Annotated in this window: 21 protein-coding genes and 1 riboswitch; of the genes, 4 read left to right on the forward strand and 17 right to left on the reverse strand. The window is 35.2% G+C overall.

Translation table 11 applies throughout. The features are described 5' to 3' along the window. Positions 1 to 193 precede the first annotated feature (193 nt). The 5 genes from SB773_RS20025 to SB773_RS20045 form a co-directional block, all read right to left on the reverse strand. A complete protein-coding gene (locus tag SB773_RS20025) occupies positions 194 to 799 on the reverse strand; it encodes an FMN-binding negative transcriptional regulator (RefSeq protein ID WP_113735122.1) in 606 nt (201 codons plus the stop codon). Between the two features lie 187 nt (positions 800 to 986). After that, complete coding sequence (locus SB773_RS20030; protein ID WP_113735121.1) at positions 987 to 1523, reverse strand: GrpB family protein; 537 nt, start codon at positions 1521 to 1523, stop codon at positions 987 to 989. A gap of 24 nt (positions 1524 to 1547) precedes the next feature. Then, positions 1548 to 1895, reverse strand: coding sequence for a DUF4260 domain-containing protein (locus tag SB773_RS20035; RefSeq protein ID WP_002111060.1), 348 nt, complete (start codon positions 1893 to 1895; stop codon positions 1548 to 1550). 6 nt (positions 1896 to 1901) lie between these two features. Beyond that, complete coding sequence (locus tag SB773_RS20040) at positions 1902 to 3293, reverse strand: FAD-binding oxidoreductase (RefSeq protein WP_410591677.1); 1392 nt, start codon at positions 3291 to 3293, stop codon at positions 1902 to 1904. 132 nt (positions 3294 to 3425) lie between these two features. Beyond that, positions 3426 to 3824 (reverse strand): DUF2871 family protein, encoded by a 399-nt coding sequence (locus SB773_RS20045; RefSeq protein ID WP_060749159.1) that lies wholly within the window; start codon positions 3822 to 3824, stop codon positions 3426 to 3428. 254 nt (positions 3825 to 4078) lie between these two features. On the opposite strand from SB773_RS20045, the gene SB773_RS20050 reads away from it, so the two are divergent. Then, positions 4079 to 4582, forward strand: coding sequence for a GNAT family N-acetyltransferase (locus SB773_RS20050; protein WP_002137638.1), 504 nt, complete (start codon positions 4079 to 4081; stop codon positions 4580 to 4582). Between the two features lie 35 nt (positions 4583 to 4617). Here SB773_RS20050 and colA read toward each other — a convergent pair whose 3' ends face one another. Both colA and SB773_RS20060 read right to left on the reverse strand, forming a co-directional pair. Continuing rightward, entirely contained in the window at positions 4618 to 7533 is a 2916-nt protein-coding gene (gene colA, locus SB773_RS20055; RefSeq protein ID WP_410591680.1) for a collagenase ColA, read from the reverse strand. Between the two features lie 203 nt (positions 7534 to 7736). After that, positions 7737 to 8414 (reverse strand): MgtC/SapB family protein, encoded by a 678-nt coding sequence (locus tag SB773_RS20060; RefSeq protein WP_060749161.1) that lies wholly within the window; start codon positions 8412 to 8414, stop codon positions 7737 to 7739. Positions 8415 to 8727: 313 nt separating this feature from the next. Between SB773_RS20060 and SB773_RS20065 the strand changes: the two genes are divergently transcribed. Then, a complete protein-coding gene (locus tag SB773_RS20065) occupies positions 8728 to 9246 on the forward strand; it encodes a GNAT family N-acetyltransferase (protein ID WP_131245340.1) in 519 nt (172 codons plus the stop codon). 200 nt (positions 9247 to 9446) lie between these two features. Here the strand turns inward: SB773_RS20065 and SB773_RS20070 are convergent, their stop codons facing one another. From SB773_RS20070 to SB773_RS20090, 5 genes are all read right to left on the reverse strand, one after another. After that, positions 9447 to 10355 (reverse strand): VOC family protein, encoded by a 909-nt coding sequence (locus SB773_RS20070; RefSeq protein WP_410591683.1) that lies wholly within the window; start codon positions 10353 to 10355, stop codon positions 9447 to 9449. Between the two features lie 75 nt (positions 10356 to 10430). Further along, positions 10431 to 11222: an amino acid ABC transporter substrate-binding protein gene (locus tag SB773_RS20075; RefSeq protein ID WP_002066495.1), complete on the reverse strand. Its 792-nt coding sequence runs from the start codon at positions 11220 to 11222 to the stop codon at positions 10431 to 10433. 11 nt (positions 11223 to 11233) lie between these two features. After that, entirely contained in the window at positions 11234 to 11995 is a 762-nt protein-coding gene (locus SB773_RS20080) for an amino acid ABC transporter ATP-binding protein (protein ID WP_410591685.1), read from the reverse strand. A 19-nt stretch (positions 11996 to 12014) separates the two neighbouring features. Further along, positions 12015 to 12683 carry an amino acid ABC transporter permease gene (locus SB773_RS20085; RefSeq protein ID WP_002066492.1) on the reverse strand — a complete coding sequence of 223 codons (669 nt, stop codon included), beginning with the start codon at positions 12681 to 12683 and terminating at the stop codon, positions 12015 to 12017. 69 nt (positions 12684 to 12752) lie between these two features. After that, positions 12753 to 12859: riboswitch (SAM riboswitch) on the reverse strand. Between the two features lie 224 nt (positions 12860 to 13083). After that, entirely contained in the window at positions 13084 to 13995 is a 912-nt protein-coding gene (locus tag SB773_RS20090) for a VanW family protein (RefSeq protein WP_410591688.1), read from the reverse strand. 445 nt (positions 13996 to 14440) lie between these two features. Between SB773_RS20090 and SB773_RS20095 the strand changes: the two genes are divergently transcribed. Beyond that, entirely contained in the window at positions 14441 to 14767 is a 327-nt protein-coding gene (locus SB773_RS20095) for a hypothetical protein (protein ID WP_410591690.1), read from the forward strand. Positions 14768 to 14882: 115 nt separating this feature from the next. Beyond that, on the forward strand, positions 14883 to 15974 hold the full coding sequence (locus SB773_RS20100; protein ID WP_002014380.1) for a DUF3900 domain-containing protein: 1092 nt from the start codon (positions 14883 to 14885) through the stop codon (positions 15972 to 15974). Positions 15975 to 16287: 313 nt separating this feature from the next. On the opposite strand, the gene SB773_RS20105 is transcribed toward SB773_RS20100, so the two are convergent. The 5 genes from SB773_RS20105 to SB773_RS20125 form a co-directional block, all read right to left on the reverse strand. Further along, on the reverse strand, positions 16288 to 16635 hold the full coding sequence (locus tag SB773_RS20105; protein WP_002087722.1) for a hypothetical protein: 348 nt from the start codon (positions 16633 to 16635) through the stop codon (positions 16288 to 16290). A gap of 341 nt (positions 16636 to 16976) precedes the next feature. Continuing rightward, positions 16977 to 17822 (reverse strand): exonuclease, encoded by an 846-nt coding sequence (locus SB773_RS20110; RefSeq protein WP_289404362.1) that lies wholly within the window; start codon positions 17820 to 17822, stop codon positions 16977 to 16979. Between the two features lie 189 nt (positions 17823 to 18011). Then, entirely contained in the window at positions 18012 to 18212 is a 201-nt protein-coding gene (gene cspB, locus SB773_RS20115) for a cold shock-like protein CspB (protein WP_001179147.1), read from the reverse strand. 218 nt (positions 18213 to 18430) lie between these two features. Then, complete coding sequence (locus SB773_RS20120; protein ID WP_002087724.1) at positions 18431 to 19330, reverse strand: WD40/YVTN/BNR-like repeat-containing protein; 900 nt, start codon at positions 19328 to 19330, stop codon at positions 18431 to 18433. Between the two features lie 16 nt (positions 19331 to 19346). Continuing rightward, on the reverse strand, positions 19347 to 19790 hold the full coding sequence (locus tag SB773_RS20125) for a flavodoxin (protein WP_131245336.1): 444 nt from the start codon (positions 19788 to 19790) through the stop codon (positions 19347 to 19349). Between the last annotated feature and the right edge of the window lie 204 nt (positions 19791 to 19994).

A 19994-nucleotide genomic window follows, 5' to 3' on the forward strand; every position in this document is an offset into this window, starting at 1 on the left:
CACACTTCCCTACGGAGTTTCACCTGTCTCAGCTTATTTGTTTTTCGGTGCTTCTGAAACCTTCGCCTTGCGACCCGGTTCTACACTGTTTTCCGGCGCTCTTCCCTTCTAGAGCTACGGAGGCAGTTTTTTCAAGTAAAATATATTTCTACAAAAATAGAACCATCCCTTTATTTCACATGAATTCTCTCTCTCACTCTATTTCCTTCATCAATTCTGCAATCCCCCTGCTCCCTTCACTCCCAACTTTCTCAAGTTCTTCTACAACTAATTTCCGTCTCTCCACAGAATGATTTTGACTTAACTTCGCTTTTCCTTCTATTTTATTTATCTTTATTCTGAACCCAACTATTCCCCTACTTAATCCTTCCATATAATTCGGATCTACATCATTCAGTGAGTAGGTGCTCTTTGGATTTTCATATTTATGTACTAAATCTTGAAGAGAATCTATTAATTCCTGTTCATCTTCAACAATTTCTAACTCTCCATATACATGCACCGCAACATAGTTCCATGTTGGTACTGCTTTATTTGTTTCATACCATGACGGAGAGATGTAACTATGTGGTCCTTGAAAAACAGCTAACACTTGTTGATTTCCACTATCTGCCCACTGCTCATTTGGACGTGCAAAATGACCATATAAAGTAAGTGTTTCCCTATTTAACAATAACGGCAAATGCGTTGCGTATGGATCTCCGTTATGTTGAGAAAATAAAGTTGCAAATCCATTTTGTTCAATAATTTCGTATTTCTTCTCTTCATCTTGTATAGCGAAATATTTTGGTATGTACATAAACTCCCTCTTTTCTTATCTTCTTATTTCCCATTATATTTACGAGATTTATTATTTGGCAGGGGCAGATTGTAATAGTTTTATAAGGTCAGTTCATATAGTAAAACCTCTTCTTCAAAAATAATAGGTTGCATTATATGATTTCTGCCACCTTAGTCTATCTTCTTATTGACACAAACTCCTCTATTTAACTATCCTTCATAGCTTTTTCTAATACATATTCAATAAATTCCGTTTTACCTAAGCTATAATTTAAGCGATTTTCCGCCGTTTCTGCTAATTCTTTCTTTAGCTTTCCATATTCAATAACAACGTTTGGATTTCCACGAAGATACTCACGAAACGCTACATGTCTTCTTAACTCTTCACTATTCTTATCGCATACATATAAATGATGTTCCATCCAAATTGTATTCTTCCCGTCCCTCGGAACATATTGACCCTTTCTCCCAAAAGCCTCTCTCCCCTTAAAACTCCACTCTTCTTGATGAAAATAACCTACCTGTTCAAGTCTCTTTATTACTTTTGGAAAAACATCATAATCTTCTATTACAACATCGACATCTAATATCGGTTTAGAAGCAAGGCCTTTAACAGATGTACTCCCAACGTGCTCTATAGAAAAAATGAGTTCTCCCATTACGTTATTAATCAACGTCTGTAATTTACAAAATTCACATTCCCATTGTGTATTATATTTCTCAACAGTAATAAATTGTTTCAATTGACCACCCTTCTCAAATCACTTTTATAACCTCTGAATATGCGTATCCTTAAAATCAGTTTCATACTTCAATCCATACCCAAGCATTCGATCCATTCCAATATGTGCTGTCCATATTAAACCAATCATTAAAATCGTATCCATCTTTAAATAGACCCCTATTAAAACAAGTAATATTGATATGATATATGTGTGAAATAGATTATAAATTTGTGCACCAACACGTTTGTTAATAGCGTACGCCACCATTGCTAAATCAGGTGCAAAAAGTAATACGATAAATAATAACCAACTAAATCCACATAATGCATATATATAAATCGCAGCTAATAAGACGACCAATCCTTCAAAGTGTATAATTCGTTTCTCCAAACTTCATCATTCCTTATCTGTTAGCTTGAAAATTTTATTCGGATTCAAAATATTTTGCGGATCAAGAGCTTTCTTTATTTTCTCCATTACCAATAATGCCGCACCATGTTCTTCTTCTTGATACTTCCGCTTCCCTATTCCAACGCCATGCTCTCCTGTGCACGTTCCACCACGTTTAAGAGCATACAGTACGATACTTTCGTTTATTTCGTCCCCTTTTCTCACTTCATCTTTATCATTTGGATCAATCATTAATAGCACGTGGAAATTCCCGTCTCCTACATGGCCAAGAATACCACCAACAAGGCCCACTTTATCTAATATCTCTTTCGCATTTTGAATCGCGCCAGCTAATTCTGAAATTGGCACACATACATCTGTACTCATCAGCTTTTTACCTGGGTAACTATGCACATAAGAGTAAGCTAAGTTATGTCTTGCATCCCATAATTTATTTCTCGCCGCAGTTTCAGTTTCAAAAGCAACTTCTTTACATTTATGATCAAAAACAATTTCCTTCGTAAACTCGATATCTTGTGTTAATCCCGCTTCATTTCCGTGAAACTCTAAAAACAGTGTTGGTTCTTCTCTGTAATTCGTTTCGTTATAATGATTTACTTGTTTCATAGATAGTTCATCAACAAGTTCTATTCTCGCAATTGGAATACCAGCTTGCAGTATATTAATAACAGCTTCTACCGCATCATTTATAGTTGGAAACGATGCTCTCGCAGCCATAACATGTTCTGGTATGCCGTATACTTTTAATGTTAGCTCTGTAAAGCATCCAAGCGTGCCCTCTGATCCTACGAAAATTCCATTTAAATGATAGCCTGATGATGACTTCGCCGCTAAATTGCCAGTATGTATCACTTGTCCATCAGCAAGTACCACCTCTAAATCACGAACTTGATCACGCATAACTCCATATCTCACCGCTGTCGTTCCGCTTGCATTCGTAGCAGCCATGCCTCCTAACGTTGCATCTGCACCTGGATCTACACTAAAAAACAAACCGTACTTTTTCAATTCTTTATTGAGCTGAGAACGAGTCACTCCTGGTTGTACTTTCACAAGAAAATCTTTCTCTCTTATTTCAAGTATTTTGTTCATTAATGAAAAATCAACTGTAATCCCCTTTTCATAAGGAATTATATGACCTTCTAAACTAGAACCTACTCCAAATGGAATGACAGGTTTTTTATGCTCACTCGCTACTTTCATTATTGATCTAACCTCTTCCATCGTTTTTGGAAAAACAACTACATCAGGTAAACTACTATTATGGTAAGATTCATCTTTACTATGTAACTCTCTTACTGTCTTATTAACCACTACTTGATCTTCAGGAAGTACATCCTTTAATTCATTTACTAATCGCTCAATTGTTATTCCCATTACGCACTCTCCTTTTATATTATTTACTCTGCATTAATTATACCATTTTTATACATAATAATCAGAATAGTAAGTTTACCTTTTTTACACATAAAAAAAGAACTTGCAGCACACACTACAAGTTCTTCTTAACTACATTTTAGATGATTTCTTTATTAACAGCATAAACCAAATTAATGTGAATGCCATCATAGAATGAGAGAACCCTACAATATAAGTTAACCCTTTAAAGTCCGCTCCATTTAGTTGAAGAAGTCCTCTCGCTGCCAGCGATCCTAACATTAAAGTTAATGCGATATTATGTAAAATAAACCAGTTATTAAATCCTTTCACTTCATGAAACGCGAATACTTTCGCTAATCCCAAAGCAATTAAAAAGAAGAAAAAGCCAAGTACTAACGTATGCGTATGCAAAAGATTTAATAAAGTAGAGCCTAAAATCCCTTTATATTTCCCATACTCCCTAGCAAATATTCCTGACAATAAACCGATAATCAAATAAGTAAACGATGCATTATATAATTTCTTCATTATGTACCTCCTTAAGTAGAATGTGTAGTGTGTCATATTTAGTAATAATGATAGTTATATAGTAAAAACTCCTAGTTTCCTAGGAGTCATTGTATAAGTATCTCACTCTTTACAATCAATCCTAATTATAAAATATCCTTTTATACAAAACAATCGAACTTTATGTGAACAGTAACTCTCAATTAAAATAACTTGCACTTTTATTTCGCACAATCCATACTAATTGTTATAACTTTTAAAGGCGGTGCAATAGATTGATAGTTCTTGAAACTGAAAGACTCACTCTTCGCTGGCTCGATGTAAAAGATGCTCCGTTTATTCTTGAATTAGTAAATGATCCTGCATGGATTCAATTTATTGGTGATAAAGGCATTAAAAACTTAGAAGATGCAAAAAAATACATCTTAAACGGACCCGTCGATATGTACAATAAAATGGGCTTTGGTCTTTACTTAGTTGAACGAAAAGAAGATCTCACTCCACTTGGTATGTGCGGCCTTATTAAAAGAGATTCATTAGAAGATGTTGATATCGGCTTTGCTTTTTTAGAAAAATTCCGTTCAAAAGGTTACGGCTATGAATCAGCTGCTGCAGTAATCGAATACGGTGTACAAAAGCTCGGACTGAAACGAATTGTAGCAATTACTTCTATAGATAATGTTGCTTCAGGCACGCTGTTAGAAAAAGTAGGATTGCGATTCGAAAAAATAATTTCAGACTCAGGAGAAGATCTAAAATTATTCGGGTATAACGCATAACAAAAAAGGGTCGCCATTCATGGCGACCCTTCTTTTCACTTCACTTCTACCGTATAATTCCCTGTTCCACCACCATACTGGTATACATGTAAATAGTACTTCCCTGGATACGTATAGTAACTACCTACTAATTTATTTCCTTGTTGCTGTGCATACGTAACATAATTATTTAAATCTGCTTCTGAATAAAGAACCCAGTTTACTCCGATATTATTTTCCTTCGTTACATTAATTTGAAGGTTTTTCGCAGTTTCTATATTTATTTCAAAGTAATCACTCGTATCACCGTTTCCTAAACTAGCACGTAAAACTTGATTTAACTGCAGTTTATTTGCCGTTTGGAATGAATTATTTGGCTCTTTTTCTACACTGTTATCTTCTTTCTTTTGAACCGTTACACTTGTTGTAGCAGTATTAGTTAATCCTTTATCGTCTGTTACTGTTAATTTCGCTGTATACGTCCCTTCTTTTGTATAAACGTGAGTTGGATTTTGTTCATTACTTACAGTACCATCACCAAGCTCCCATTTATAAGAAATAATTTTCCCATCTTCATCTTTTGATCCATCGCTTTTAAACGAGATCGCTTCATTCGTATGTCCGCTATACGGACCATTTATAACCGCGACCGGCGCTTTATTTACTGCACCTTCTTCTGTATTAATACCGTGGAACACAACATCATATTCAAATTGCCCTGATGCATTTACACGGTAATTCACGAAGTAAGCTGTTACTGTTTTATAGCCTGTCCATTCTTTTGCACTTAAACGTTTTAACGTATCATTAACGTTTTGCGTAATTGTTTTCCAGTCTTCATTTTCTCCTTTTGCAGCAGTACCTGTATATGTTCCTTGCAGTGTAAATGTATTAAAGAATTGTGATTTATTTTTCTTTACTAATACATTACTTAATTTTGCTTCCGCTGTAATTTCTGCGGCAATATCTGAAACTGGTTTCGGTGCATGAGTTGTTAAATAATCATCTGACACTAACGGAACATTATATTTCTCACGGTTGTCTACTAACATTTGCATATAGTCTTGATACTCTTTATTTAAATTCGCATCTTTACTTAAAGCAGAGCGGTATGCATCATATGCTGTTACATCATTTTTCCTAATAAGATCATGAACTTTATCAAACATATCGTATCTCTTATTGTACATATACGATTGTAAAGCAAAGGAATAATTATAGAAATCCCACGTTCCATACTTTGCATTTAACGTTCGCTCTGCCGTATAACGTTCTGCGGGATTCGAAGATAGTCCTCCTATAATACTCTTTCTTGGAACGACGTTGTCCGTTCTCGTTGCACCTGCAAAAAACTCAGCATTCCCTTCTTCAAACCAAGATAATCTCTCATTCTCATACATCTTACCTTGTCCCCAAAGTCCTGGCACTTCATATCTACCTTGTAAATAATGCGTGAATTCATGTCGGAACAATTCTTCTAAACTATAAATACTTTCTTGTGGCGTACGTTCATAAGTAAAGAACGTACCTGTTCCTTCTATATAAAGACCGCCGTTATTCGTTTCATACCCGTACAATTGACGATTAAATTGATATTCAGACGGGCTATTATAAATAACCATCGTTAATACATCATCTGGATTTCCTTTTTCTAACGGTTGGTCACTTTCAACCGTACGATGGAATTGGGCCTTCACTTCTTTTGCTGCCCAATATAAACGTTTAACTTTCTCCTCAGTCACTTTATCTCCCGCTTTTAAAACAATTGCACCATCATCAAACGTATACGTTTTCGGCAAATACTTTTTCTTCCCATCTTCTCGTATTTGATCTAAATTAACAACGTTACCGTTTGCATCTTTCCCGCCATAATTCGTCGTAATTTGCTCAGCTGCTACGAAATATTGCTCACCTAAATAAGGATAGATTTTCATCGCATCTGTTACAACTTGTAATCCTTTTGTCCCTGTACTATGGAATGTGCCGAGTCTACCTGTATAATAAATGCCATTATTAATAAGCCATCCGTTTTTCTCTGTAATCGTTCCCATTAACGCAAATCTACTTAACTCATTAATATAACTATCTATTTTTTGGTACCATACTGTATCTTTCGGTGCTTTTCTCGTATCGTACAAATACGATTGAATATCATAATCGACACCTTGCATAATATCGTAAATCGCATTTCCGGCTGAAAGATTATCTACCAATGTAGAAAAATTATCATTATATTGCTTAAAAATCTTTGCAGCCGATGTTACCGTTTCCACATCACTCGAAGCATTTCCTATTAATTTTCCATATGATGATACAACTCTATTTTGCTCCAATGTACCGAGGCTGAAATTTGGATTGTTCGCAATCATTTTTAATGCAGGTAAGCATTTATCATGATAGCTCCGCTCATTAAGTTTACTTAATTCTGCATTATAAAAACCTAAATAAAATCCAGAGCGTAATACCTCTACTAAAGTCTCAATCCCTTTTGAATCATCTTTCGTATAAGCTTGTCCTTGCTGCTTCAATTTATCAATAATCGCCTGCATCCTACTATCATTTTGATAGAATGCAAGGCTGTCCTTATTAAACTGAAATAGCCCCGTAATTTGCTCCCAATCGATTGTTACAAGTAAATCTACTAACTGCTGATTGCTTAATTGATTTAATTCAGCAATTGTATATGTTTTGGCTACAGCTAATTGCTTACTTTCCTTTTTTACTTCAGGTGGTCTTTGCGATAAATCAGCAAATTGTAGCCTTTTCTCAAAAGACTTGCTTTCTAATACTTTCGATGAATGAGCTAACTCTTGCACTGGCAGTTGTACACCAACCGGCTCCATTTTTAGCACATTTCGATAAGAAACTTGCTCTCCCTTAGTATCTTCCGCCAATATGCTTCCTTGAAAACTCCCTAACATTAAACTAGCAAAACTTACCCCTACTAAAACTTTTTTTGAATAGCCTTTCATGCTCTCCCCTACCTTACATTTTTTAGTGTCCCACTCCATTATTTTACTATTCTGACTATTTATTCTGTATTGAGAAAAAAGAAGGGAACGTTCACACATGTATCCATTCAAAGTGAAATTAACACTTGACTTCACATGTGATTCATGTCAAAAAAGGATAGATAATAGCGAAATTCCTGCTACATCTATCCTCTATTTCAACACTATGATTTTAACTTTATAAACGTAATTTCCGGCAATGTTTGCATATGCTGAATAAATGCATTCTTTTCTTCTGACGATATATTTTTTAGTTGCATTCCTACTTTATAGATTTTTCCCGCTTCTTGCTGTAAAACATCAACTTCATATGAAAGTATCGGAATGCCTTTCACTTGTAGCGTCTCTACTATTTGTTGTAACGCTTCGTGTTTATTCATACAAATTTGCAATGTTATATTTTGCGGAAATAAAAATTGCACCTTAAAAATACGACTTACAATCTCTAAGCCAATTAAAACGAGAATCATCGCTCCAATCCCTACTACATACATACCTGCTCCAATTGCTAATCCAATTCCTGCTGTAGCCCATAAACCTGCCGCTGTCGTTAACCCTTTCACTGCCTGCTTTTGAATAATGATTGTCCCTGCACCTAAAAACCCCACTCCACTAACAACTTGCGCTGCAATCCGGCTCGGATCAAGAGCCATATGTTCTTTAAATACAATATCTGAAAAGGCATATTTCGAAACAACCATTATTAAAGCACTTCCTACCGCTACTAGGAAATGTGTTTTTAATCCAGCTTCTTTTGAGCGAATTTCCCTTTCAATACCGATTATCGCCCCTAACAAACCAGCAACACCGATTCGTATAATAAAATCAATATGTAAGCTCACGAGCACTTCCCCCTTTTATTCATTATAGAGAGATAAAACAAAAATTATCACATGCATCTATCCATCGATATAAAAGCATTTTATTAAAATACATTTAATATTCCAGGGATTTTATGTTAATATTTAAAATATTAACATAAATAAAATAACCTACTTCTCATACAAAAAACCGTTAAAGTTCAACGTCTAACTTATTTTCAGTTAAAAATGGCATATGAATTGCATAAAATGAGGTTGAGAAAGTTAGAAAACGCTTTCACTTTATACCGTAATTTTTGTGAAATAAAACATAAATAAAAGGAGCTTACTTACAATGAACGTCTCTTTACTTACACCTACTACTGATTTACAAGAAGAATACTTAGATTTTTATACCGAATGGAAAGATAGCGGTGAAACGATGATTCCATGGGTTATTTCAAAAGACCCTTCTAATTTTCCGACAATGATTCAAGAATTACACGACGCACATAACGGAATAAATATTCCTGAAAATTGGGTACCAGACTCTACGTATTGGCTCGTTACAGATGAAAATAGAATTATAGGAGCTGTTAATATACGTCATAGTTTAACTAATCACCTATTTAATGCTGGAGGTCATATCGGTTATGGTATTCGCCCTTCTGAAAGAAGAAAAGGCTATGCTACGAAGTTACTCGAGTTGTCATTAGAGAAAACGAAGGAATTAAACATCAAGAAAGTACTTGTCGTTTGTGACGAAGTGAATACAGCTTCAGAGAAAACGATTTTACATAACGGCGGTCTCCGTGATGAAGATTACACTGAAGAAGATGGTAATGTTGTGAGAAGGTATTGGATTGAGCTCTAAATAATCAAAAACAAGCCAGAAAGTGATTAAACACTTTCTGGCTCCTTTTATCCCGCGTTAACGTGCAGTACAACTCCCACCTCAAAATTCAGCTGGAACAAAGAAGTTAGGTGGGAGATTAACTGCCCATAAACGCCCGATTGGTGAAGGCTAATAATCAGTGGGGGATGAACAAAACCCCCACTGATTAAAGTTTCACTTTATACTGCTTCTATTTCAAACTGGACTGTAATACCACTTGGGTCTACTACAGTAAATCCATTTGTAGTTTCATTTATTTCATGTTGTTTTTCTATTAATCTTTCTTTCACTTCATCTAACGCTTCTTTATGCGGTAGTACTATCGTATACACTTTTAGTCCAGTTGCATGTGCTGGTGGATACGGATTATTTACTCCGTTCCACGTATTTGCACCGATATGGTGATGATACCCTCCTGCCGAAATAAATAAGCAATCATCTTCACGCTGCTGCACTTCAAAGCCTACTGTTTCTACATAAAACTCATGTGACTTTTCTACATCAGCTATTCGTAAATGGACGTGTCCAACCACCGTTTCGGCTGGTAAGCCATCAAACTCATAATCAACGAGCACTGCCAGTTCTTTTAAATCAAGTGGCGTACTTCCTCCTGGCCCTTCTCCCCACTGACCTCGAGGGCGATCTGCATAAACCTCGATACCATTCCCCTCTAAATCTTGTAAATAAAACGCCTCACTATACGTATGATCACTTGCACTATTAAATCTTGAAATTGGCAAAATTTCATTTGAATATGTATAACGCCCTTCTTGCTCAGCTGGACTATCTATTACGTTCTTATTACGAAGCACACCAAATAATGCCGAAGCAAAAGCCTCACGAGTCGGAACTAAAAAGGCAACGTGATATATACCCGTCGTACGCGGTTCTTGTCGCGCTGCATCTTCCAACTGCTCAAGAACAAGTAACGTATTCTTACCACCTTTTCCTGTTAAATATGCTTTATTCCCCTCTTGCTTACTTACCTCTAACCCTACTACATTCTCATAAAAAGCAATTTGACGCTCTAGATCTTTTACTTTAAATGCAACATGACCAATACGTGTTTTCGGATGAATTTGTACCATGAATAACTTCCTCTCCAGTTCCCTTTAGTTTTTTATGTAAGTTGATAGGCAATAGGCCCATTCAACGAATACACCTTAATTTTGTTTTTTTGTAGCATCAACTTTTAGCCATTTTTTCGATATGTCACTTAATGTTCCATCTTGCTCTAATTCTTTTAACGCCTTGTTTATATCTTCTAACTTTTCACTCTTTTTTGCAAATGGAAATGCAATCTCTCCCCATTCAAGTGGGCCAAATCCAACTTTGACATTATCTAGTTTCGCCTTTGTTATTGTTGTTTCCACTTGAACTTTATCATTATAATAAGCATCGACGCGTCCAAATCCTACTTCGTTCAATTCCGCCGTTGGGTCCTCTGAGTACGTTTTAATCGTAAAAGCATTATTTTTATTTAAAGCTTTTAACTCTTGCTCTCCTGCTGTACCAAGTCCAACACCTACAGTCTTTCCTTTTAGATCCTCTAGCGATTTAATTGTATTATTATTTTTCTTCACCGCAAAAACAGAACCTGAATACACATACGGGATCGAAAAGTCATATTTCTTTTTTCTTTCCGGAGAAACGGATAATTCATTTGCAATCGTATCAATACGGCCTGAATCTAATAAACCGAATAATCCTTCAAAATCAGAAACATTCCATTCTACTTTATATCCAGCTTTTTTAGCAGCCGCTTCAATAATTTCAGCATCAAAACCTTTTACTTTCTCACCCTCTTTAAATATAAATGGGCTACGACCTGCAGAAGTCCCAACTTTCACTACTTTTTCATCTGTCTTTTTACTTGCTGCATTAGAACCACATGCAGACAAAGCTCCAACTGATAGTGTTAATGCTAATGTTAGTAATAATGACGATTTTCTCATAACTCTTCCTCCTAAATAACGAAATGATTTCCTTCTTCAGATGCATTTAATTGCCGTAAAAACTTTTTCGTACGTTCATTTTGTGGGTTTCGAAAAATCTCTTCTGGCGTTCCCTGCTCTACGATAATTCCATCAGCCATAAAAATAACGCGATCAGCCACCTCTTTTGCAAAATTCATTTCATGTGTAACAATAACCATTGTTATATGTTGTCTTGCCAAGTCTTTAATAACTTGTAATACCTCATTAACTAATTCTGGATCAAGTGCTGAAGTCGGTTCATCAAACAATAGTACAGCTGGATTTAAAGCCATTGCTCTAGCAATCCCAATCCTTTGCTGTTGCCCACCGGATAACATTGCCGGATAAAAATCTTCTTTATCAGCTAAGCCTACTTGTTTTAATATTTCTCTCGCTATTCCATTTGCCTCTTCTTTACTTTTTTTCTGTACAACCGTTAATGCTGTTGTAATATTTTGCAATGCTGTTTTATTTTTAAATAAATTATAGTTTTGAAAAACCATAGCTGTTTTTTGACGTAATTTTATGATTTCTTTTTGATAAAGTTTCTTCGTATGAATCTCTAAATCTTCAATTCTAATACTGCCATCATCCGGTTGTTCTAATAAATTTAAACATCGTAGTAATGTCGATTTCCCTGAACCAGAAGGTCCAATAATTACTACCACTTCCCCTTTTTTTACAGTAAGTGAGATTCCTTTCAGCACTTCATTATGTTTGTAAGATTTATACAAATTTTTTAACTCAATCACATATATCACCTCATTTCTCTTATAAATACGGTGCATCAAGTTTCTTCTCCAACCTTTTCTGTCCCCAGCTGATTACGATTGTAATAATCCAATACACAATCGCTACCGCTAAATAGCTTTCCATATAACGATACGATTGTGCAGCCAACATTTTCGCTTGTGCCAATATTTCAGCCACTCCAAGTGCAAAAGATAACGAAGATTCTTTTAACAATCCAACAAAATTATTTCCAAGTGACGGCACTGCTACACGAATAGCCTGCGGAAAGATAATTTGTCGCATCGCTTGTGCTTTTGTCATTCCAACTGATAAACAAGCATCCATTTGCCCTGATTCCACAGCATTTAATGAACCTCGAATGATTTCTGACAAATAAGCAGCATTATTTAAACTGAGGCCAATTAAAGTTGCTTGCATAGCTGTAAGTACTGTAAAAGCCGGAGATATTTGTGGCAATCCGAAATATAACACAAACAATTGAACTAATAACGGTGTCCCTCTAAAGAAAGAGATATACACCCTTGCAATTGGATATAAAAATTTCGTTTTGTTTTTTGTAATGATCGCCAAGCCAATCCCTATAAAGAAAGAAATAATCATTGAAACTACAGTAATCCCTAAAGTTATGTATACATACTTAAATAATTGTGGAAAACTTTCTAAAAAATACGCTACATCAAATTTCACTCTATCCCCCCTCTCTAAACAAAAAACTCTTCTTACACATATAAGAAGAGTTGAATGTTAATCCATTTCCCTTCATCTTCCAAACGCCTTTTACGTTTGCTGGAATTAGCACAGTGCTTTTTTAGCCTGTTGCTGAGATTTCACCGGGCCAGTCCCTCCATCTCTCTTGATAAGAAAACTAATAAATTTTTCCATTTATTTAGTTGTTATTATGAAGAATACAGTTAAAATTAAACAATGTCAATAGGAAAACTAAGAATTAAACTCTATCCTTTTTCGAACATACAAACAATACACCATCAAAATTACTATTCTTAATAAACTGTACACAAAAAGCCGGTACTTCTAACAAACTTAGAAATACCGGCTTCCAATCTTTTATTCTTATAGCTTATGATATTTATCTCATTTTATGTACTTCAGCAACTAACTTCCCGCCCTGTATGCCCATATAAAGCTTAACAGGAGCATCATTTGTGTTTTCAAACACCAAATCTAAATATGGATATGCAATTGTAGCATCTCTTCCCTGCGGGACATAGCCTACTGTTTTAGAATGTGTAGTTCTCTCTACCATTTTCAAACCAGCTTGATCTGCCGCATTGAATAAAGTAGATGATGTTTGACAAACGCCACCACCATAACCATCTACTAATTTACCATCTACAATTTCTTTACCTAATTGATATCCTTTATCTGGCGTTGTATCACCGATTAATGCATTAAAAGAGAAACGGTCTCCTTTCGCTAAAACAACTCCACTTACGCTCTGAGCAGATAAACGAATATTTTCAATTCGACCACCTGTTGAACCACCTAAATTCGTTTCATATCTACCAATTACAGTACCACTGCCTTGCGCATCACCTAATGTTGCGACAGGTTTTTTCTCCACAATTGGTAACTGATAAGTAGAATCCCACATACCTACATTTAATAATTTGTCTACTAACTCTTTTTCCATTAATTCATACGAAGGTTTTCCCTCTTGCCACGTTCCATCTGGTGCTAAACGTGATGGAACCATCTTTTTATCTACGCTTTTCCCAACTTCACTAGCAACCTTCGTTACCGATTTTTTGAATTTCGCCTCATCTTCAAAATAACCTAAACTCGATAAGTCTATTTTTTTCACTTCAGTACCAGTACGCCCATCCACTAAGCTAATTGAATCCTGTACATCAGCCTTAGCCTCTACAACGTTCCCACCAAAATCACTTACTAATGCCACATCACTTACTTTCGTTCCACAACCACTTACTACAGCTACGCATAGTACCCCTACTAATATACCCTTTATTTTTCGGAACAATATACTCTCTCCTTTTCCCCAACATCATTTCTTATGTATTATTTCATTTTTATGTGTGTTTTGTTACAATCATTTTACAATACGTTTAGAAAATGTTACAAGTTTTTTACTCTATTTAAATTACTCTTTTCTTTTGTAAATGTCTATACATATTTATATAAATTTTTGAGTTTGATAAGATTGTAACTTTTATGTAACCTATTTCTATCCAGTATATACCATTCAATAAATGAAATACAAATGTAAAAAATTTTTATTTCAGCTCTTTATGCACCTACATACTTCAGAAACCATAATGCTGAGCTCTCATATCTGGTCATTGTTAAATTAAAGTGAAAAATCACCCCTCATTTCAGCACATATAGGTATTTGCCGTGCCACTACTCCGCTTTTGCACATACATTATGATGAATTCAACCCACCTTTAAGAAACGGAGGAGTTTTTATGTATCCCTACAATCCTTATGATCCATATAGCCAATATGGATCTCAACCTCAATATGATTTACAAGCACAATACCAACAATATATAGATCCAACAGAGCAAATTAATCCATACGATCCAAATCGCCAATTTCAACTTCCAATCTCTTTCCCTGGTACCGGAAACCGTCAATTAGAAAGACGAGTAAATGAGCTTGAGCAAAGAGTACGTCAACTAGAAAACACAGTTGAGCGTCATACGCGTAGATTAAACCGCTTAAATCAGCGTTTACGTACAGTAGAAAATAGGCTAAATATTCCATTTTCAGCATTAGAAGACGGATTTTAATTTCGAAAATAACAAATATATAAGGAAGGGGCTCCCCCTTCCTTATATAAATTGACGAAAGTTTTTTCCATCTCTATACTGATAAGAGTTAATGAAATGAAACAAGGTGATAAATATGGATTTTGAAATAAATTTTCTTTCTTTTTATGTAGTACAAGTAGAAGGAAAAGGTGAAGCAGTTGATAAGCGCTATAAACATTTTCAAACATTAGACGCTGAAGAGTATGAAGATAGCTCTTTAAAAGAATTTTTGAATGGTGAATTATTAAAAATTTCAAAGCGAAAAGTAGAACGTCACGCAAAAACAGAACAAGCCCCAACGAAGATCGGTCGCTTTATTGTAGAAGAAGGGCATGAACTCGATTCAAACCCTCATTACAACTTATTTAATCGTATTCGCTTTGCAGAAACAAAAGAAAACTTCAAAGATATGAGCGAACCTCTCGTTTATACATACCTTGACACAAGCGCTGTACGTGGTGGTGTGTTTTTAATCGCTCAAGCAAAACTACGCAAATACTTTGATGATCCATTCGTATTCGTAATGAAATGTGACTTTGAACCAAAGGTTGCTTCCATTTCTGATGAATCAACACTTATTCGTAACGTTGAAATGGCCATCACAACAAAGAATATGAAATCTATCCAGTACCCATACATGCCTGAAGAAGGTATGGTGGAGCCTGGCGAACTAAAAATACACCAAGCATCACACGCCCGCTACTTTGAAGACTTCTTAAAATTCGTCGAATACGAACGCTCTATGCCTGAAATTATGAAAACACAAGTAATGGACATGGTATACGACCAAATTGAAGATGTATTTGAAGAAGGTACTGAAGAACGTGAACAGTTCGACCAAGCGATGGAAGTATGGGCTGCCAGTCCGAAACGCGAAATTATGGAACAATTTTCAACAGAAGAAGTAATGGAAGCTACCGCTCAAATCGTCGAGCACGCCCCTGAAGTGGAATTAAAGCTAAAAGCAGATCATATCTCTGTGAAGGCTTTGCTTGCTGATTTCGGAGACCTAATACATATTGCAAAGGTAAACGACCGATATGTATTAATGATTGAGGCTGATACACTTACGTTTGAGAAAGGCTTCTCTCCAATTGAGTTTTTGAAGCCGGATGAATTACAAGACGTAATTGAGCGGATTGAGAATAAACAGCAGTATTCTTATGATCCGAATGGGATCGAATAAATGCTTCCATATACCTATTTTTACTGAACTCTATTAACAAGCGCTCTTTTATTTGGGACATAGTTGACATTTATACTAAAAACCGATTCTACTAAGAATCGGTTTTTCTTCTTTATAACAAATATGCTTATTTTTAAAAAATATTTTTGCTCCAAGATGACATTTCTTGTAGAATCAAGCAAATTCCTTCCTTGTTGTACAAGCGTATTTCCATGAGAGACATCTACTTCAATATTTCTAGTTGACCAAGTCCTTCTATAAGTTTTTGGTGTTTTTCCTTTTAGTCATTATGTATGTTGTTAAAATGAAAATTTCACTTTACTACCTCAAATTTATTGTACTCGTAAAAAGATAATTGAAAACGATATTCCGGATGCTCTCTCACCCAATCGTAGGCTTCTTCTAAAATATCCATTTTATTTTGCACGTCATTAAGTTCACTACATTCGTTCCTTTTCTGTTTACATAGAGGACAGAACCCACCCACTATCTCGGCATTCATCGCACGAATCGTTTTACTTTCTAAGTCAACTACTAGACGAAGAATAAGAGAATGCTCCGCTTTTGTAGTCACCATCATTTCAGCAATTCCATCCTCATTCCAAAAGACACCATTTAATTCCATCTGTACGGTGACATCTTTGATTTCCAAGTCTATCACTATCACACCTCCCTTGTATAAGACTCTTACCTTACTCTTCGATTTTAATCTTTAATACACCACGAGCTAAAGATATATTAAGATTTTTCCAATTCTTCTTCTTTGCTATGAAAGGAAGTGTAATTAGTGCAAATAGTGTGGTAAATATTATCAAAAAAACTAAAACAGTTAAAATGTTAAAGATTGCTTCCATTAAACTACACTCTTTTCTATGTATATCCGTACTAAAAACAACAAAATATTCCATTAACAATACCGGACAAGCCGTGAATTTTCCAACTAAACTTCAGCAACTTAATCCTGAAGTCTAGTTGTACATATGAATAAAATAAATTTTATTACTAACTTTCTTCTACTACTTTCTCCATCACAGCCAAATACCTAAGCTGCCGCTCCGCTTTTCTCACCGCAGTAGGAAAGTGTTTTTTCAGAAGTTCTACTGCGGATTCACTTATATAATATCTTTCCGTTATACTTTCCCACGTGTCACTACTTTCAAATGCACTCCATACAAAAGGACGCTCTGTATTTTTTCTCAGTTCTTTAAACACCCATTTCCGCATCCTTTTTTTCGCTTTTTCTGTTAGTTTTCCGTTCTTTACAAGTTCAAGCTCACCATGTCTCTTGTATCGCTTGTTAATATCTCTCTCGCCATATACTTTCAGAAAGATATTTGCTGTATTCTCAGCATCTGCTAAAGCCCGGTGCTGCTTCCCTTCCCACGTTAAGCCGAGCTGATCCACTGCAAATTGTAAACTTGGTGTATGCTCAAATAATTCTTCATACGCCTGAAAAACAAATTTTTGCACATCAAATCTGCTCTCTTTTTCCATACATGGGCATTCTACACCGTATAATGTACAATCTTGAGATAGAAAACGGTAATCTTCTTTTCCCCATGAAACAAATATAGAATCTTCTCCGATGAACTGAATAAATTTCTCTATAATTTGAGGGAAATTCCCTACACCTATTAAATCTTTCTTTGTAATTCCAGTTAATTTTGTTGTATGACGAGTTAATGGGGCACTTGGTTTTACTAACTCTGAAAATTCTCCAATAACCTTCATTGTACTCACATCTATTTTTACAGCTCCAATATCAACTATTTCTGACGGATCTTCTGATTTATACGGCCTAAAATTCCTTTCAATATCAAACACAATGAAGTGTGTAGCGTTTTTCAATTTATTTACCTCTTTCTAAATTCCTTTTCACACACATACTTTATTTTCAGTATTTATTTATTAATGCACTTTATGCATGAAAAACTTCGCATAAAAATCAAAAATTCAGTCTTATTATTACATGTACATAGGAGGATATTCAATAAAAACGCAAAAAAAAAGAAGGGCAAGCCCTTCTTTTTTTCATAATTACTTCTTGTTTACGTTTGTAGCTTGAGGTCCACGGTTACCTTGTTCTACTTCGAAAGTAACTTCTTGACCTTCTTCTAAAGATTTGAAGCCGTCGCCTTGGATAGCTGAGAAATGAACGAATACGTCTTCTCCGCCTTCAACCTCGATGAAACCGAAACCTTTTTCTGCGTTAAACCATTTTACTTTACCGTTTTGCATTTAAAAAATCCTCCTACAATGTACCTATATGTACATATTCATTTTCAACCACTTTACAATAATACATCATATATTAAAAAACTGCAACCCCAGAGGAGATTTAACATTGCTATCCTCCTCGGAAGTTACAGCTCATTTAAATCTCTATATTATTAAAAGTAAAATGGTTTAAAGTAACTATATCATACCAATATAATAAAAGTAAAGTTTTTTTAAAGTTATACAGCTTTTTTTTTCCACTGCATCGTTTTTAATTCACCTGATCCAGCTACAACATAGCCTTCTTTTTCATTAACAATGCGCCAACCATGCCCTTTAACCGAATCACATACTGTAACAATTCCTTCTTCAAGAAGCACACGGCAAACAGTGCTAATTCCCGCCTTATTTTGCGTTGACGTTGTATATAACACATGTTGATCCACACTTAAATCTAAATAACTACTCGCTTTTTGTTCACTTTGACATGTATGCCAACCTATTTTATCACTTTCGATACTCTCATTTATTCTGCAAAAAGAAATATTTCCGCTAATCCCCTTGCACGATCCACTTGCCGCTACTAAATAGGAATTATGTATAGTCAACGCAGAAATCATCTGATTCATCGCTATTTTAATCCTTTTTAATTTACGTGTCTCTAAATCAAAAAGCCAAACACCACCATATTTAGTATGTATTTTCGTACCGATAAATAAGTAATGTTTATATAAAAATAATGATCGAATAGATGGTGCCTCACTACCGTAATTAAGAAATGGCTGAATAGTCTCCCATGTGGAACCAAAATTATTAGAATGATACAGTGTTTTATCTCCATGAGCAATTACTGTTCCATTCTCATTACTACATACATTCCAGCTCGTTGCTTTCGTTGGAAAGCGCTGGATCGTCCACGTTTCTCCACCATTCATACTACGAATAAAAACTCCTTCGTCTCCTACTCCGTAAACTACGTTACCTTCACTATGTAAATCTCGAATTCGTTTTTGGAAACCAGTTAAAGCCTGTTTCCATTCTCCATCTTTTTCAATGAATAAACCATTATATGTAGTAGCTAACAAAAGCTTTCCATCTCTTAACTTTGTAATAGCAGTTGCACTTAACATTGTTTCCACGTTGACACTCCCGTTCCTAGAACTTCTCGGCAAAAGCAATTGCAAAATCACTGCATTTTTCAACGTCTTCTTTATCTTCTGGAGCTAATTCAATTTTCATTCCTTCTTGTACAAGTTCTGCCCCGCATTTTACAAGACGTTCTTCAAATATCGTTACCGCTTCACAAAACAGCTCATACGCCGTATCACCTGATCCAAAAACAGCCACTTTTTTACCCGTTAAATCTATATTTTCTAACTCATCATGGAAATCTTCCGCTTCAAATGGTAATTCACCATCACCCCACGTATAAGATCCTAAAATGATTCCATCATAAGCTAATAATTCTTCAGCATCCATACCTTCCATCTCTTGTAATACTACTTCATGATCAAAGGCATCTAAACTTACTTTAATTAAATCAGCAATACTCTCTGTATTCCCTGACATACTTGCATACGCTATTAAAATTTTCGCCACTTTGGCATCCCCCTCTTACAATAAATGATTCTCATTCTCATTATATTAATAATGAGAATCAATTTCAATTATATTTTTTGCTATTTTATTTTATTCCATAAAAAAAAGAACAGATGACTATACAATCTGAACTGCACCCCAATTGTTAGACACAGTCTAACAATTGGAGGTGCAGTTTTTCTATGGCTAAATTTACAGCTGATA

Origin of the sequence: Bacillus sp. SIMBA_074, from assembly GCF_046534555.1 — a bacterium.
Lineage (GTDB): Bacteria > Bacillota > Bacilli > Bacillales > Bacillaceae_G > Bacillus_A > Bacillus_A mycoides.